This window comes from Comamonas sp. GB3 AK4-5, assembly GCF_041320665.1.
Classification (GTDB): domain Bacteria; phylum Pseudomonadota; class Gammaproteobacteria; order Burkholderiales; family Burkholderiaceae_C; genus Comamonas.
In genome coordinates this window covers 2,242,119-2,258,661 of the sequence record NZ_CP166730.1, presented here as the reverse complement: position 1 = coordinate 2,258,661, position 16,543 = coordinate 2,242,119, and the positions used below count along the sequence as shown (strand labels likewise).

Sequence of the window (16,543 nt, the reverse complement as noted above, 5' to 3'; positions counted from 1 at the left end):
CGCGCTCATACCCCCTCCCCGTCTTCCAGCCAGCCGCCGGCTTTTCGCTCCTCTCGCCACCATTTGCGCAGCAGATACAGCGCCTGCAGGGCGATATAGATGCCTGTGGCAATGGCCACCCACTCGTTCAGTGTGAGGCTGGATGCTGCGGCCCCCGCCACGGCTGGCGCCGCCTTGGCGGTTTCAATCATCGCCTGCACTTTGCTTTCGTTGCTCATAGCCCTCCCTGGGCGTAAAAAAACCCGCCAGTGGCGGGTCATGGGTTGATTGGGAAAACGCTCAAATGCCATATGGCTCGAGCCGATCCAGGCTGCGCAGCGTCTGCACCGCCCCGTTGGCGGCCAGCACCTCCTGGCTGGGGTCCAAAGCCGGAAACACCCGGTGATTGCCCACCCGCGCAAACACCCGCTGGCACTGGGTGTCCAGCGTCGTCACGTCGTGCTTGTTGATCGTGCGCACGCTGCGCACCATGCTCACCACTGGCATGTTGGCCAGGAACGGGTTATCCATTTCCTGCCAGGGCACGTCGTCATAGTCATTTACGCTTGCCACGGTAGACCCTCCATGCGTTGCTGCGAATTGGCCCGGCGGCCTCGGTGAACCCTGCGTTGGGCAGCGGCTTGTTCAGCAAGATTTCGCTGGACCACGACAGCCAGCCACGCTTCAACGACTCCTGGCGGATGTACGCGCGCAGCTCATCCCCCTTGGACCCGTTGTCGCAGTAGTTCAGCGCCAGCACGTCAAACACATGGTTGCGGCGCAGCTCGAACAGCTGCTTAGTGATTTCGTCGTTCCATGCTGCAGCCCCTTCGCTGATCTTTCCGTACTCCCCAGTCTCCCAGTTGTAGTCCGTCAAGAACGACTCGAACATGACGTAAGAGCAGGACTTGATGATGCGGTCGAGGATGGAAAAACCTCGGTTGCTGCAAAAGGACTTGCTGGGGTACAGGGCCTTCATGTCGTTGATCAGGTCGGCCGCTGCCTGCTGATATGGCTCATCCGGGTAGATGTCCACTGTGTCCACGGTGTCCATGAACACCCCATCAGCGCCAAGCCCCTTGGTGGAATAGACCGCGCGGATCTGCGTGCCCTCTTGCACCGGGGGTGAGTCTTCATTGGGATGCAGTTTGACAATGCCCAGCTTGAAATCCGCGTCCCACTCCAGGCCCTGCTGGTACACATGGCCGGTATCGAGGTGGATCATCAGCAGTGGATCTTCCTCGTCCACAGGCGCATGGGACAGCTCAATGCCATGCACAGTGCCCGTCTCCAGGTCCAGCGGGTCCACCACCTTCTTGATGACAGTCCGCACCTCGTCGCGGGGCGTGGGCAGATCAAAAATCAGCGGCAGGTAGTAGTCGCGGATGCGTGCATGCCAGCTGTTGGGTCCACGGCTCACCGCATCCACGTAGTAAGCGCTCCACACCCCGTTTTCGTCGGGGAAGTTTGCTGCCATCGAGAAATCCTGCCCCCAAGCATCTGCCCCTTCAAACTGGCTGCACTTGGTGTTTGACGGGGCATATTTCGGGCACGCCTGGTTGGAGCATGCCTGGGATGCATCGCGCTGCCAGTTGTTGGAGCTGGTGTACCCACCGCCGCAGGCCCCGCCCGCAGTCCATGCCAGATAACCATCGCGCCAGTCCTTGGAGCATGCGGCCGAGCAGCGCCCCGACCAGTTCGGGTTGTACTTGGCGTTGCCCATGGCGCAGCGCTTGGTGCCATCCACGCGCTGACAATCGTGCTTGCACTCCGACATCTCACCAAAGCCATAGCCCCCTTTCATGTAGTAGCTGGCATAGCCACCGGGGCCTTTGCCGTCGCCTACCCAGGGGACCTGCGGGCTATTGGGGTCCCATTTGTCCTTCAGTGTCCCGTCCTCTTCGCCAAAGGACACGTACACGATGACCTTGATGCCCAACTCCTGCAGCTCGCGCACCTGCTTGCGTGTCGTGCCGAATGGATCGATGACGGCGATGTCGTACTGCTTGATCGTCTCCTGGTGCCCAGGCTGGTAGATCACGATGTACGTGGGAAACCGTGCGGCTACCTCCTCGCGGCCGACACGCCGGTTATCGTAGGGCTGCGAAAGGTCCACAGCCCCCACGGCGCCAGGCGTCCAGACTACCTGCCCCTGCTCCAGGCGCACATCGCGCAGCGGGAACGGTGGCACATGCTTGCAAGCCATGCGGTAGTGCAAGGTTTCGGTCACCGTCTCGAAAACGTCCAGCCCCTCCCATGCCAGCCGTGACCACACCGCAGGCTTGGTCGAATCGGCCACCAGCCGCACCTTGTTGCCCTGTGCCGCCGGCAGTCCCGTGATGGGAACATCGGAGAAAAATCCACCGCCGTTTGCATCGTGGCAGGTCACGGTCGCCAGCTTCTGCTCGAAGGTTAGCGCGCGGTTGGTGCTGCTGGCCGTCGCGTTGGCGCTCAAGGTGATGGTTCCCGCACCTGTGTTGAGAGCTGTGATGGTGGACAGCGCGGGCACGCCCGTGCCCATGACATACATGCCAATGGCCAGCTTGCCGAGCACTGCGGCCGGCACGGCCACGGTGGGACTGGCCGAGGTGGTGGTGCAGCCTGCGGCCTCGATGGGCGAGACCATCACCAGGAAATTGCCCCAGCCATAGTCGCGCTGCACGCGCAGCGTGAAATTGTCTGCATTGACCACCAGGGCGAAGGATGCCCCCTTGCTGCCGGCAATCTCACGCAGTTCCCCGAAATCCGAATCGCTGAACCAGGTGCCGGTGTAGGTCAGGCCACTTTGCTTGGGAACAAACACCCCGGACCCGGTTTCACCGTCCATTTGGTAGGAGGCCTGCATCTCGATGGCAGCGTCTTTCATGCCCTCGTCCTCCGCCCCCGTCAAATCCGGCACTGCCGTCACGCTGGCGCTCTCATTGGGCGCAATATTGCCCAGCACCACATCGCTCAATGCAGCCCCCAGCGGGGACACCATGGAGCGCGGAAAGCGCAGGCGCACATTGCACACCGTCTTGCCGCTCAGGTTGGTGACCTTGAAGGCCTCCCCCTGTGCCAGCTCCGTACGCGCCGCAATCCAAGCTGACACATCGCGCGTCACATTGGCTTGGGCAAACACCTTGCATCCGGTGACAACCACAAAGCCGCCAGCCCCTGACGTGGAGTTGTTGCAATACACCTCCAGCAGATGCTCGCTGGGCGACAGGCCATCGGCCAGGGTAATGTCCAGGTATTCGTTGCCCCAAGAGCCATGCGCATTGGCATCACAGGTGAAGCTATCCTTGGCCAAGCTCACCCCTGGGATGGTGCTGGGCTTTTTGCCGTCGATATAGACCTGGCCCACGCCCCACCCAGGATTGACGCCCAAACGAATTGTGATGTTCGTGCCCGTGAAGCGCAGCGCCAGCTTGCCCTTCTTGGCCAAGGTCCGCGGTTCCCGCTTTTCTGGGGCCACGGACTGGTCACCGCCCTCGGCAACCCACTCCCCACGCACCTTGCCGGCCACGCCCGGCATATCGAACACGCCGATTTGCTCGATTTCATCAAGCGTGTACCAACGCGCGCGCCAGTCGATGAAGTTCTCCCCCGCCCAGGACTTGTCAGAGACGATGTGCAGATAGTCACGCAATCCCATATCAGCCCCCAAACATATGCCGCACCGTGATGCTGGCCTCGAACGCCTGGCCGTCAGCACGCATGTTCACCAGTCGCAGGTACAGCACACCGCTGCCCAGCAGGCAGTACACCGGCACCGCATCAGCAAAGGAGCCAGCAACCAGCCGGGCGTGGTAGCGCAGGCTCTGCACGGAAGGAAGGCCGTCATACAGTTCGATGTCGTGAAAATCCTCGGCGCCAGTGCCAGAAGACTCCACAGACACCACCATCAGCCCGCCGGCGGGCGACTGTACAAACGGGATGTCCGTCGTGCCTGCGATAGAGATCTTGCGCGTGGTGATCAGCACCTTGCCCGACACGCCCGAGTTTTTGGCAATGGCCTCGGCAATCGGCCCAGACTTGGCCAGCTCGTCCGGGTCGGCCAGCTGCACCACGTCGTCATCGGTCACGGTCATGCCATCGACCGTGGTGCGCAGGCTGTAGCGGCCATTGGCCGCATAGAAATAGAACGTCCCGTCAGCGTCCGACTTCATGGGGTTCGGTGCGACCACTTGACCAGCACGGTCCAGGAAGATAGAGGCAAGCGAGCCGTCTTCCTTGAGCACCGTCACCGGCACGTTGCGAATTGCAGCCCCGCTGGTTGTTGTGATGTTGGATTTGTACTTTTGCATCTCGTCCTCACTTCACCCGCATAACCCATGCCCCTGTGGCCGACTTCATCCGGGCTTCTCCTCCCCCGCTCTGGCTTACCGTCACTTTATGGCTGTGATCGCCTGCGGATGCCAACTCCACCGAGTGGCTATGAGAGCCAGCGTTATCAGTTTGAAATGCAGCGCCACGACCATTGCCCCAGAGCACATTTCCTCCGCCATCGCTCCAGTAGTCGTCTCCTCGAGGAAGTCTCAAGGCATGCGAGTGTTCGCCCCCCATTGAGACGGAAGCAGCATGGCCGTGGGTTCCGGCACTATCCGTCGCTGCTGTGTGTCCATGACTCAGGTTCTGGCTGTCCTGTAGTTGCCCGGGTGATTCAGCAGACTGCGAGCCATCACCACGCACTGTCACCGCTCCAATGCTGTTGGCCTGCTTGCCATTGAGGTCTGGCAGGCGGAACGTGGTCACGCCATCCCCAGAAGAGAAAGAGGCGCGCTTGAGCGGCGACGCCAGCCAGTCAGCATCTGACACCATCGGGTAGCCGCCGCCAGAAACAAATGCCCAGATTGCGGGGTAGTCTGCACGACGCAGAATCGGGCCATCCAAGGCCATCAGCCGCGTGGGAATCGAGGTTCGCGCCCCACCCCACCACATCACAGCCGACAGCGGCAGCCCCTCAGCATCCATACGGTCGCGCAGCTGGGCAATAAAAGCGGCATGCGCGCGGATGTAGTTGTCCAAATTGGGAAACACCGGCTCCGTGCCCACGGGGTAGTTGTCGGCCGGATTGAGTGCGAGATCTGCAATCGAGTTTGGTACGGGCATAGGGCCTCGCAAATAAAAAAAGCCACCTCGAAAGGTGGCTGGTGGAATTTTTGGGAAGTGGTTAGAATTCGGGCACCGTGTCCCAGACAGGCAGTGCTCTCTAGGTTGTGCCGTGTCAATGGCGGTCGAAAGATCGTTAAGTACGAGAGGTGGAAGTCGGAGCCACCCCCTCCTAGAAGGCCCAAGAAACCCCGTTGCTTATCGCTTCGGGGTTTTTTCGTTTCGGGGAGGCAAGCCTTCCGGAATCACACTGCGCACCTCATAGCCGTCTTCCAATTGGCGCAACGGCATACGTGCGTCATAAGGCCTTCCGGTAAGAGGATCTCGCATACCGCTATTGAGCAGAGACGGGTTTTGAGCGGTTTTGGCAACATTCAAATCAGGCCGTGCTCGACTCGCCATTGCCTGCTCGGTAAATTTGGCAACATCCTCTGGAGTAAATTTGTTGCCCTGCACTCGCCTTGCCAGTAGATGTGCTGCGGCCTCATCGGTCATGAACACGGTGCGCCCTGCAGACTCGTTTCCAAACAAACTGTTCAGCCCCTTTCCTTGACCCTCAGTTACCTCGCCTAGCGGGTAGGTCCCACTTCCTTTTCCGGCTTTCAGGTCCGCAAGCAGCCTGGCTTTGCCAACAGGTGAAATCGCCCCCAAAGGGAAGCCCAGTGAGATCAAAGCTTCCGGCAATGGATACCGTTGCGGCGAAACAATGCCCGCTTGCTGCATCAGGTTACCAATCCACTCCGAGCTACCAATGGGCGCCGGGTGGTCGTAGCCGAGCGGTTTGAGGGCCAATGCAGCCAGGTCCACGGGGCCGCCAAGCACACCAGCGATCCCACGGTTTACTACGTCGCGCATGGCCTGCTCTGAGCCGGCACGCCTTTTTGGCATATCGAGAGAGTCGAAAATTCCCATGTGATTCCAGGTATGAAAAAACCGCCTCAAGGGCGGTTCGGGTTATGTCTGCAGGCTTTGCTACGATGGCTGCATGAGCTTTACTGACTACATGTGGATCAAGCTGATTGTGCTGGGCGCACTCGCGGCTGGCGTAGGCTTCTATGCAGGGCTCACCGGGAGGTCGATAGAAGAGGTGCTGTACGGACGGAAAGACCAAGTAGGCCGCCGGAACGCTCAGGAGCAGACAAAAGACCAGCGCCGCTTGGGCGACTGAGCAACCCACCAACTGCCTCATTCAGCGCCTGCGGGTCGGACAGCAACTCACCCAGCTCGCGCACCTTGGCCTGGCGCGCATTCTTTCGCAGCGCCTCCAGCGTTGGTGCACTGAAGCTTTTCAGGATGGGAATCCGACCCGCTACAAAATTCACTGCGGGGTTGTCCAACAGCCCAAGATTGAGCGCCCCTTGCGCGTTCTGGGCAGTATTGGAGCCCGTGGCGCGGCCCAGATTCTCCGCCAGCGCGGCACGGTCCAGGCTTTGCCGAACCGCTGACAACGTGGCCTGCTCCCCTTCGCTGAACAAGCCCGGCACAGCGCCACTGCGCGCATCAAGCCAATTCCCAGCACGCGCCGGCAGCAGGTTGCCCAGTTGGTCGGTTTGGCTGGCCAGGTCGGTGATGGCGTAGTTCTTCAAGCTGCTGTCCGGGAAGTCCTGCCCACGCAACCGCTGGAACGCGGCCATGTCATCGGCCTGCCCCTTGGATGCATTGAAGAACTTGGGCGCCAGCTCCCCGCCCTGCGCCACGGGCTGGCCATCGCCACCTTGGCGCCACATGGAGCGCTGCGGCCCAGTCTCATAACGCTGCAGGCGTGCGGCATGCATGTCATTGGCTCGGCGCCACTGGGCAACCACATCAGCCGGGAAAAGCTCATCCACAGCACCACGGCCTGCGGCCACATCATCCAGCCGCTGATCAATCGCATTGACCATGCGAGACAGCGCCGCAAACTCCTTGTTCGCGCCATTGGCCTGGGCAGCCGCAGCAGCTTCACCAATGGAGGAGCGCAGATTCTGGATTTCGCGGAAGGGCGACAGCCGATCCACCACCACCGGCGCGCCCGTCATCGGGTCAACGCCATGGGCTGTGGTCAGCCCCTCGGCCGCATCGATGGCCTGATCTGCGCGGCGCCCCGTGCCAAATGTGCCGGGGCCCAGGAACTGATCCCGAGCGCCACGCATCTGGTCAACAGGGATGCGGAAGGCTGTAGCCCCATGCGGGTCAACCGCTTCATAAGCCCGATTCACAGCTTGTCGTGCATGGTCGTTTGCCGGCTGGGCAAAAGCCTCCAGCTCATTACCAAAGCGCTGTGCGGCCTGCTGGGTCGTGCCTGTCACCGGCGAAATCCGATTCAGAGCATCCAGGCGCTGGGCGTTTTGTGCGGTGTGGCGTGCCAGCAGCGACTCGTCGCCCGCATTGCGCAACGTACGCTGCAACTGGCTCAGGCCAGGGGTCTGCAGGATCTGGGGCACCGTCAGCTCTTCACCCAATAGATTGGGCCTTGGGGCACTCAGGGCCGCACGCAATGCAGCGATCTGATCCGGCGTATTCGCCCCCGCCGCCTTGAGAACGGTCTGGGCAGCCGCTTCGGTTGATGGTGCAAAGGCTTTGCGGATAGCCTGTCCAGCGGCCTTTCCACCGACAGCCAGGCCCCGGACCACGCCAGGCAAAGCCGCTCCAATCGCAGCCCCCGTGCCCGCGCTCTCCGGGTCTACCAAGCCAGCAGTGGTGCCGCCGGCAACCGCGCCGCCCGCCGCTCGCGTGCCCAAACTGGCAGCAGTGGCCGCTTTGCCTGTGGCACTTGCAAGCTGACCAACCCGCAGGCCACCGGTTGCGATGGACTGGGCCAGAGGCTCCACAATGCGGCCGGCACCTGCAGCTGCGCCAGCACCGCGCACACCTGCCCCCAGCAGGCCGCCCACTGGCCAGGTCGCGGCGATGTTGCCCGCCACCTGGGCCGTGCCCGTTGTCAGCGGATGATCCTCCTTGTACGGGCGCGCCTCCTCTGCCATGTTCTTGCGTCCTTGGGCTGCGTCGTTCACCAGCCATTTGCCCGCGCGCTGCACCACGTTCTTCGGGGCCTGGCCAGTGACCAGGGAGGACATAGTTCGCTTCGGGGCAAACAGGTCGCCCACAGCCTCGACGCCCTTGCCCAGGTAATGCTGCGCACCCATAGCGACTTGGCCAACGCCTGCCCCCAGGCCCGCGCCGATGGCTCCCAGCTGGCTGGTTTCCTCGCGCGGTGCCTGAGCGTACCCACCGCCGCCATAGTTCGCCTGGGCATAGGCCAGCACCTGATCCTGCGTGGCGTCATCCGGCGCCGTGATCTCATAGGTGCCACCGTCAGGGGCTGTAATGCGGTATTTCGCCATATCAGTTCACTTTCTGGATGCCCCAGCCGCCGGCCGCCGGCGCATTGGCCGCAGGCTGCTGCGAAGCAGTCGGCATCTCCGGCACGGCGTAGAACGGGACCATCCCCGCGTAATCCGGGTTGCCGGCCACGGCCTGGACCTTGCGTTGGTGCTCTCCGTAAATGTGCTGGCCAGCACGGCGGGCTGCATTGGTGAGGACACGCAGCTCTGCGGGCGACATGTTCAAGTCACCTGAAATTGCGCGCTGAGCCAGCGCATTCTCTTGGTCGGTAATCTGTCCCTGCCCGCGCATTTGCTGGCGCCCCTGCAGCGTCAGCTGGGCCAGACCCTGCATGGCAGCGCGAGTGTTTTCCAGTTTCGCCTTCTGATTCGCGCCACCAAATCCAAGGGCATCACCCCACTGCGTTACGGTCAGGCGAGCATCAGCCATCGGCCCGGTGATTACCTGACCAGAGTTCAACGCCTTGTCGATGCTGTCGGCTGCTTGAACCTGCTTCACCGCAGCGTCTGCAGCGATCTGCGAGTCCTTCATCATGGGCCCGATCTGCCCGGCCAGGCTTTCGCCCATCTTGTTGTTCACCTGCACGCTGGTGCGGGCAGCGCCGGCATGCGCCTTGTCCAGGGCAAACTTCTGATACCCGGGGTTTGGCACGATCTGCCCGTTGACCACCATGAAAGGCTTGTTTGCGGTGTCCTGCACCTGGTCAGGCGTCAGTGTTTTGTTCATGGCGCTGTTTTGCTGGCCCGTGTACGGGTTCCAACCAATCACCTGACCACCAATGTCTTGCGTCTTGACCTCCGGCGCATTTGCCAGCCCTGTGCCCTGGATGCCACCGTATTCGTTGACGCTGTAGAGGCCCTTGGAGCCATCGGCATTCGTCACTTCCTGCATCTGCTTGAACTTGTCACGGCCGGCATTGCGGATGTCTGCCCACTTGCTGGGGTCCGTGAAGCCTGCAGCCATGAATTGCGCAGGCGATGCAGAAATACTTCCATCCTCTCCTGGGCGCATGGCAGCCAGCGCATCCTGCTGCATCTTGGCCTGAGCCATCTGCATGACCCGGTTTTGCTGCTGGCCCTGGGCCTGGCCAAAGGCGGACAGCCCCAGCAGCCCACCACGGCCAATGGCCTGGGCCGTGGTGCCACGACTGGCCAAAGCACCCAGGCCAGCACCCAGTAGGCCCTGGCCCATGGGCGAGCTGAGCAGCCCCATAAAGCCGCCTTGCTCTGGCTGTTGGCCATAGGCCTGCTGCAGCGCCTCGTAGCTCGGTAGTTGCTGTGCCATGACCTACCCCCGTCGTGCGGCGCGTTGCGCCATCAGCTTTTCAGCGCCAGACATTTGCTGACCACGGCCCGCCGAAAGCAGGCCTGTGAAATCGGCCTGGCGCGCCGGAATGCCTGCGGACTGCGCCTGTGGACCACTAGGCTGCCCATTGAAGGCCCCAGCCTGCGCGGCCAGGCCCGCCATGTCGCCCATGGTTTTGATGCCGCCCGGAGACAACAGGCCTGCGGCTCCTCCGCCGTAGCCAGGTGCCACGGACAGGCCAGCGCTCATCGCCCCTGGGCCCGCGCTCGCACCCCCGAGGTAGGCCGCATCCACACCCAACCCGGCCGCGCCAGCGGCGCCAGCGGCGCCAGCACCACCTGCAGCACCGCCAGCACTCCCGGCTGCAGCCCCACCCAAACCGCCAAGCCCACCAGTGAAGGCACCCAGGGTGCCCCCTATGGCGGCGCCCTTCAGCGGGTTGTCCTTGTTGCCAAGCGCCCCCAGAGCAGCGCCGGCTGCCATTGGAATCCAGAACATCTCACTTCCCTCCCGACTGTTTGCTCGTCGTCGTGCTGCCCGCCGTGCCGCTCATAACGCCCGTCATGGCCTGCAGCTTCTTGTACGGGTCGTCCTGCTGGCTCTGCCACTGCTCATAGTTGAAGTCGGCTTTGTTCTGGGCCTGGTCCTGGAACGTGTTGCCGACGTTGAGCATCTGGTTCAGGTCGGTGTAGTCCTGGTTGGCGAAGCCCTGGGCCATGCCCAGCGCCTGCATCTTGTTGGTCTGGTTGGTCTTGTAGGCATCGCCATACATCTGGGTCGCCACATTGCCCAGGTTCTGCTGCAACTGGTTTTGGCCTTGCTGCTGCATCTGCTGCAGCCCGGAATTGCCAAAGGAGCCAGAGCCCACCATGGCGCTTTCCATTTGCGGCTTGGTGCTCAGGTTGTAGCTGTCCACCACCGATTTCTGGGCATTGGCCACCTGCTGGTCCAGATACGGGTTTTGCTGGTCACCCATCATCTGGGACAGATTGCCCTTGGCCTGGTTCCACAGCTCCGAGCCACCCGTGGCGCGGTCTTGGATGCCCTGCAGCGCCTGCTGCTGGGTGCCGTTCAGGTCTGCGAAGCGCTGGCCGCCATAACCCTGCCAGCCCTTGTTGTAAAGGTCGGTGCTCAGTTGGGCCACGTTGGAAAGCAAAGGCTTGATTTCGTCGGGATAGGCAATCTGGCTGCTGCTGGTACTGGAGCCTCCGCCCTTACCTGGCCGTGCCCAGCCCAGCGCCCGGTGCTTTTCTTGAAGCGGGTTCATAGGGGCATCCTCATGGTTGTGTAAAGCGGCTCCCAAGGCAGGTGCCGCTGATAAAGCCGCTGCTGCGCCGGCTTGGCACTGCAGCGCAGTTCTGTGCAGCCATTGCTGCGGGCCATGTCGGCCAGCAGCTCGCAGCACGGCAGCCAGTGGCCGCCTGGCGCGTACAGCTCGCAGACATGCAGGGCGCGGACATTGGGCAGTTGGTCGATGCGGGTCGCGGCCCAGCCCACGGCCTGGTCGCCCAGGTCAATGCGGATCAGGTCGCGCTCGCCGCGGCACAGCAGCAGCTTGAGCTGGTCGCCAGTGATCTCCCCGCCAGAGGTTTCGCAGGCCTGGGCCAGTTGGTGGGCGCCATCTGCCCAGGCACGCCCCACGAAAGCAGCCGGCACGACGCGCAATTGATAGCTCATGTGCCAGTCACTCCCCTGTCTTCCACCCATGCCCCCGGCTCGCCGCTGGTCACGCAGATCCAGCCCTTGAGCACATACTGGGCGCCGTCAGCCCCCAGCACGCGCGGCGCGCTGTTGCGGATGTAGTCCCCTGCTTGGTACAGGCCCATGGCCGGCGGCACTTCTTGTGCGTTGTGGCTTCCCACCAAACGGCCCTCGGACACGTTGTTCACCTGCATGGCAATGCGCGGTAGCAGCTGGGTGAGGCTCTTGGCCAGTGAGGGCAAATCGCTGCCCAGGCGGAAGTTATCGGTTTGCAGCTTCATCGATACCCCGCTTGCTTGAGCCGTGGCCGCAGGCCGATCAAGGCATAGTCACCCGTCATGTCCACTCGGAAACGATGCCAGCGCCCACGCTGACGCATATCGAAAGCGGCATCGTCACGGATGGCCATAGACGCCTGGCGCGCCTCCTGGCCGCCGTCGTCCTTGGTGTAGCCGGTGGCCCAGGCGCTGGCCGGGGCCTCTTTGAGGCGCAGCACCAGCCGGTCGCACAGCGTGTGCTGGTCCTCGTCGCCAAAGTCACCACTGGTAAAGCTCGATGGCCCAGGCACACCGGAGAAAGTCACCAGCCGGTTTTGGGCATCAAAGCCCGACATCAGCTCTTGCGATTCCGCCCAAAACGGCGAGTCGTAATCAATGCTGGGCCCGCTGTCGTAGTCACTCACCAGCTCAGAGCCGCCGTCATAGGATGCGGCCGGCGAGGCGTAGCGCACCAGTGCCCGTATGTAGTTGTTGGCCCGGCCCCATTTGTTGGTCGATGGGTGATAAACCAGGCCGAAATCCAGCTCACCACCACCGCGCACCGAGGGGAAGAAAAACCAGGCCAGCTGGTTTTGCTTGTCCCAAAAGGCTTGCGAGCGGTGCATGGACTTGGGATCGCGCACCTGGACAAACCAATCGCGCAGCACACCGCGCCCAATGGGGCGAACCTGCACGCCATCAAACGAGTAGATGTCGTCATCACCGATGAAGAAATGCGCCTTGCCCGTGTCGCATACGGCGTCCTGCCCCACGCAGCCCACATCCGAGTCCACCTGTGTGAAGTTCCACACCTCGGCCGGACCGGTGTAGCGGCCCACAAAGGTAGAGCGGCGCTTGTAGACAATGATGTCGTCACCCAGCCGGTGCGCGGCCGTGATTTCCCCGCCGGACTCGACCAGGCGGCCCGTGGTGCACAAGGTGGCCACGCTCGGCGTCCAATCGGCGGCGTTCAGGTAAGCCGAACACCACCAGCGATCTGGCGAGTCCCCGTAGGTGGAATCCTGGGTGTTGAAGGCCATCACAAAACCCTTGAGGCTGGCCAAAATCTTGGCCTTGGGCGCAGCATCCAGTGGCACGAAGTGCCCACCGGTGGCCATCTGCATGCCTGCCGAGCGACATGAGGCCATGGTGCTGTTGGCAAACTGGGTGAGAGCCCAGCGCTCGTCATTTCCCAGCGAAAACGGCGCGCCGGCCCCAGAAATATCTCCCCAGCTGTTGCCGGACAGCGTGAACAGGCCGGCCTGCGTGCCAACGATGGCCAGTCGGTTGCCGTTGAGGTCGATGGCGGCCATCGCACCACGCACGTCCTGCACCAATGGCGCCACGCCCACCGGTGTGATCGTCGGGCCTGGCCGCATCCCCAGCTCGGAAGGAATCAGGTTTTCGCAATCAACCAGCAGCCCCGGTGTGGTCGGGTCGGAATCTGGCGCAAAGCCCAGCACTTTGTTCATACCACCCCCGGTGCTTGTACGGCCAGCGGGGCACCACCCCATTTGCGGTAATTGATTGCCTGCAGCAGCTTCTGCGCGGCCTCTTCATATTTCACGCTGTAGCCCTGGACACCTTCCACGTCGCGCAACCAGACCGAGCCGATTTCACAGCTCTTGTACAGGTACATGTCGAAGTGGTCGCGCAGCAACCAGTTGGAATCCGAGCTGAACAGCAACTGAGGCAGCCGCTGCACATAGGTGAGCATGAACTCACCAGCCGGCTTTCCAAGCACGCGAGCTACCTCGCCCACACGCGCGAAAAATAGCCCCTCACGGCGGCGGCGCCAGTCGGCATAGGGCAACTCGCTCAACACCTGGCCGGCGAACTCCAGCTCCTTGAGCTCCAGCAGGTCACCAGGCAGCGAAATATCGCCAGCGGGGGCATGGCCGCCATCCACCACGATCTGAAAGCCCGCGCGCAATCGCACATCGCGCGCAAACTCTGCCTCGGCCATGCGGATGAAGTCGGGAATCACCAGGTCCAGGTCGGTGCGGTTGAGCCACTTGGCCACAGCTGCAGACAAGGACGCGAGCGTGGCCGCGGCCGCAGCGCCAGCAGCGCCCGACACGGGCACGACGATGGTCATAGAGCCCCCTTCCAGATGCGAAACACGCTGTTATCCGGGTCTTCCAGAAACTGCTTGAGCAACGCCTCGTCCTGCATGCAATCGGCAAAGGTCTTGCCGCGTTTGGCGGCCCACTCGGTGAGCACTGGGATAGGGATCGATGCGGCATGCTTGTCACCCATACCCGTGGTGTGCGCGCCCAGGTTGTGCAGCGCCTTGGCTCGCTCCACCGCATCCGTCACGTCATCCACCTTTTGGATGGTCACTTTGCCGTCGCCATGGCTGTGAAACAAGGTCTGCGAGCCAGGCGCAGCATTGAGGATTTGAGAGCGCATAAATAAGAACCGCCCCGGTCTTGCAACACGGGGCGGTAGTCAGTGGGTTGAAGCCAGTCAGGCCGCCTGCAGATCACGGATGGCGAAGTTCGCGGCTTCTTGCTCACACTTGAGCGACCATTCCGTGTTGATCATGTAGTTATCAGCATCACCCGTCTTGGCCAGCGGGGTCGTCTTCACACCGCGCAAGCGCAGCAGCTTGAAACGGCCGGGCTCGATGCCAAACACATCGCGTGCACGGTTGTAGCGGCTGTTGACGATCTTCAACCGGCCAAAGTCACCGATGTAGACCTCCACCGTGGCGGTGGTGGTTTTTTTGTCGGCCTGCTCGAACTTGGTGGCCGAGCCGGAGAAAGCCGACACCTTCTCGCGCAGTGCCGACGGGACAAAGAGCTGCGTGGGATTGCCGCCCTCCTCCCAGGCCTTCTGCATGGCCTGCTTGAGCAGCGCCTCGGTGAAGGTGCGCAGCGTGCCATCCGTGGGCGCCGTGTTGGCGATGGGGTCCGGGGCCGCGCCCGTGGCACCTTGGAAGCTGTTGGTCTTGAGCCAGCCCGACAGGCCACGCGCCTGCGGGGCCACACCCGGCACCGCAGCGATGGCCGTGCCATTGTTGATGGCAGCAAACTCAATGTCGCGCTTGAGCTCCAACATCTTCTTGGCTTCCTGGTAGGTCTTTTCGGACTTGCGCCCGGCCTTGTCCACCACTTCCTGGGTGCCCGTCACGCCGAAAGTCTTTTCGGAGATCTGGGTGCGGTTGTCCACGCGCACGGTGGGCGTCACGGCTTTCACCGTGGCGTTGTTGCCCTGCTCCACCTTGTTGTTGCCCGCAGCGCTCAGTGCGTCGGTCTGCCACTCGGGCTTCACAGAGCTGCACTTGTCCTTGCCGATGGACGACACGAAAGGCGTCTCCTCGGGAGAAATGCGGTAAATCGCATCCGCCAGCTCTTCACGATTGCCGACGGCATCGAAGGTGGCGAAGGTATTGGTTTGTTGTGCCATGTCTACTCCTGCGCCGCCAAGAGGGCGGCCAAAGAATTCACGTCGCGGCGGGCATTGAGCTGCTTCCAGGCCGCGTCGAGTTTGGATGGGGGAACGCCTGCAGCACCAGGCTTGGATGCCTTGGGCGGTGCTGCCTGCACTTTTTGTTGGACGGCGGGCTTCTTGGCCTGCAGCGCGCGCCACTGGGCGGCTTCGTGCAGCACCTTGAGCGTGCGTGCATCTGCCACCTGGGACAGCTCGGCCTCGGTGAACCCGTGGGCCAGGCCTGTGTCGCGCATCGCGGTCAGCTGCTCCGCGCCAAAGCCAGGGATCGCGGCCTGCAGCGCGGCCAGCGCCTCTTGCGAGGCTTGCTGGTGTCGCTGTGCTGCCTGCTGCTCCTGCTGCTGCGCGGCCAGTTGCAGGCCATGGGCCAGCTGCTGGGCCTGGGCTTCGGTCTGGCGCCATTGGGCTTGCAGGCGCCCTGCTTCCGTCGGGTCTTGCTGGTACAGCGCATCCCAATCGGCCTTCTGGTACAGCGCCAGCTGGTCCGTCATCTGCAGCAGCCGGGCATGGTCGCGCGTCAGCTGCTGGGCGTGCTGGTGCTGCTGCGCCACCTGCTCGGCTGCCTGCCGGCGCTCTTCGCCCAGCTGCTGGGCCTTTTGGGTGTAGTCCGCATGACGCAGATACCCTGCTTTGAGCTCGGCAATCGGCGCTTCAATGTCGCTACCGTCGGCGGCTTTCCACTTCACCACCAGGTCGTCGGCTGGGGCTTCCGGGGCTTGTCCAGCTTCCTGCGCGGCGGCTTCCGCTTCGCCCTCAGCCTGTTCAGCCTCCTGCTCGGCATCTGCCTGGGGATCGCCTTCGTTCTGGGGCGCGGCGCCTTGCTGCTCGGCATCGGGGGCTTCCTGGGCTTGTCCCTCGCCGGCTTCCAGTGCTGCGGCCAGATCGTCTACGGTGTTGATTTGATCGTCGTCCATGGTCTTTGGTGTGTGAGTCCGGCCAGGTGTGAGTCCACGCAAAAAGGGGCTGCATGCCGTCGCACACAGCCCCTCGCTGGGTTGTTCCTAAACTGGTCGGTCGGGCATACCGTGCCCGGGCGGGTTGAAAAATGGGTTACGCGGTGGTGGCCAGCTGGCTGCGCAGCTCGTAGCCCATCAGGGGCCAAATCTTCTGCACCGCGTTCTGGCGCGCGATCTTGCGGCCGATCTCGGCGTCGAAGTTCTCAGGGCTGGCGCATGCGCTCTCGCCGGTAACGGTGAAACCGTTGCGCAGCACCAGCACGCAAAATGTCAGCCGCTCAAGACTGTCGTGGATGCCTACAGTTCCGTCATGGGCGATGCTGGTGGCATTCGGCTCGTTATCAATGGCATCGGCAGCAATGAAATAGTGCTCGCTGGCAATGTTGTCCTCGATGTCAGCCGGCGTGATGCGTGCAGCCGTCTTGCCCTTGGCCTGGATTTCTTGCTCAACTGCTTGGTCGCTCATGGTGCTTT

18 protein-coding genes are annotated in these 16,543 nt (G+C 62.6%); all 18 read right to left on the bottom strand.

Annotated features, from left to right (window positions below; genetic code table 11):
• Positions 1–5: 5 nt before the first annotated feature.
• The 18 genes from ACA027_RS10245 to ACA027_RS10160 all read right to left on the bottom strand — a co-directional run bounded on the left by ACA027_RS10245 (position 6) and on the right by ACA027_RS10160 (position 16,535).
• On the bottom strand, positions 6–218 hold the full coding sequence (locus ACA027_RS10245; protein ID WP_370682275.1) for a hypothetical protein: 213 nt from the start codon (positions 216–218) through the stop codon (positions 6–8).
• 61 nt (positions 219–279) lie between these two features.
• Positions 280–552, bottom strand: a complete 273-nt coding sequence (locus ACA027_RS10240) for a hypothetical protein (RefSeq protein ID WP_370682274.1) — start codon at positions 550–552, stop codon at positions 280–282.
• Positions 536–3,616, bottom strand: coding sequence for a hypothetical protein (locus ACA027_RS10235; protein WP_370682273.1), 3,081 nt, complete (start codon positions 3,614–3,616; stop codon positions 536–538). The genes ACA027_RS10240 and ACA027_RS10235 overlap by 17 nt, the downstream gene beginning before the upstream one ends.
• 1 nt (position 3,617) lies before the next feature.
• Positions 3,618–4,268 (bottom strand): hypothetical protein, encoded by a 651-nt coding sequence (locus ACA027_RS10230; RefSeq protein ID WP_370682272.1) that lies wholly within the window; start codon positions 4,266–4,268, stop codon positions 3,618–3,620.
• Between the two features lie 7 nt (positions 4,269–4,275).
• Positions 4,276–5,073: a hypothetical protein gene (locus ACA027_RS10225; protein WP_370682271.1), complete on the bottom strand. Its 798-nt coding sequence runs from the start codon at positions 5,071–5,073 to the stop codon at positions 4,276–4,278.
• 198 nt (positions 5,074–5,271) lie between these two features.
• Positions 5,272–5,985, bottom strand: coding sequence for a hypothetical protein (locus ACA027_RS10220; RefSeq protein ID WP_370682270.1), 714 nt, complete (start codon positions 5,983–5,985; stop codon positions 5,272–5,274).
• A gap of 152 nt (positions 5,986–6,137) precedes the next feature.
• Entirely contained in the window at positions 6,138–8,396 is a 2,259-nt protein-coding gene (locus ACA027_RS10215) for a hypothetical protein (protein ID WP_370682269.1), read from the bottom strand.
• A gap of 1 nt (position 8,397) precedes the next feature.
• Positions 8,398–9,681 carry a hypothetical protein gene (locus ACA027_RS10210; protein ID WP_370682268.1) on the bottom strand — a complete coding sequence of 428 codons (1,284 nt, stop codon included), beginning with the start codon at positions 9,679–9,681 and terminating at the stop codon, positions 8,398–8,400.
• Between the two features lie 3 nt (positions 9,682–9,684).
• Complete coding sequence (locus ACA027_RS10205; protein ID WP_370682267.1) at positions 9,685–10,200, bottom strand: hypothetical protein; 516 nt, start codon at positions 10,198–10,200, stop codon at positions 9,685–9,687.
• A 1-nt stretch (position 10,201) separates the two neighbouring features.
• Positions 10,202–10,969, bottom strand: coding sequence for a hypothetical protein (locus ACA027_RS10200; protein ID WP_370682266.1), 768 nt, complete (start codon positions 10,967–10,969; stop codon positions 10,202–10,204).
• Positions 10,966–11,379 (bottom strand): hypothetical protein, encoded by a 414-nt coding sequence (locus ACA027_RS10195; RefSeq protein ID WP_370682265.1) that lies wholly within the window; start codon positions 11,377–11,379, stop codon positions 10,966–10,968. The genes ACA027_RS10200 and ACA027_RS10195 overlap by 4 nt, the downstream gene beginning before the upstream one ends.
• Positions 11,376–11,684 carry a hypothetical protein gene (locus ACA027_RS10190; RefSeq protein ID WP_370682264.1) on the bottom strand — a complete coding sequence of 103 codons (309 nt, stop codon included), beginning with the start codon at positions 11,682–11,684 and terminating at the stop codon, positions 11,376–11,378. The genes ACA027_RS10195 and ACA027_RS10190 overlap by 4 nt, the downstream gene beginning before the upstream one ends.
• Positions 11,681–13,132 carry a hypothetical protein gene (locus ACA027_RS10185; protein ID WP_370682263.1) on the bottom strand — a complete coding sequence of 484 codons (1,452 nt, stop codon included), beginning with the start codon at positions 13,130–13,132 and terminating at the stop codon, positions 11,681–11,683. The genes ACA027_RS10190 and ACA027_RS10185 overlap by 4 nt, the downstream gene beginning before the upstream one ends.
• Entirely contained in the window at positions 13,129–13,758 is a 630-nt protein-coding gene (locus ACA027_RS10180) for a hypothetical protein (RefSeq protein WP_370682262.1), read from the bottom strand. Before ACA027_RS10180 ends, ACA027_RS10185 begins: the two co-directional genes overlap by 4 nt.
• On the bottom strand, positions 13,755–14,072 hold the full coding sequence (locus tag ACA027_RS10175) for a hypothetical protein (protein WP_370682261.1): 318 nt from the start codon (positions 14,070–14,072) through the stop codon (positions 13,755–13,757). Before ACA027_RS10175 ends, ACA027_RS10180 begins: the two co-directional genes overlap by 4 nt.
• A 57-nt stretch (positions 14,073–14,129) precedes the next feature.
• Entirely contained in the window at positions 14,130–15,071 is a 942-nt protein-coding gene (locus ACA027_RS10170; protein WP_370682260.1) for a DUF5309 domain-containing protein, read from the bottom strand.
• A gap of 2 nt (positions 15,072–15,073) precedes the next feature.
• Positions 15,074–16,027 (bottom strand): hypothetical protein, encoded by a 954-nt coding sequence (locus tag ACA027_RS10165; RefSeq protein ID WP_370682259.1) that lies wholly within the window; start codon positions 16,025–16,027, stop codon positions 15,074–15,076.
• 136 nt (positions 16,028–16,163) lie between these two features.
• A complete protein-coding gene (locus ACA027_RS10160; RefSeq protein ID WP_370682258.1) occupies positions 16,164–16,535 on the bottom strand; it encodes a Gp49 family protein in 372 nt (123 codons plus the stop codon).
• Between the last annotated feature and the right edge of the window lie 8 nt (positions 16,536–16,543).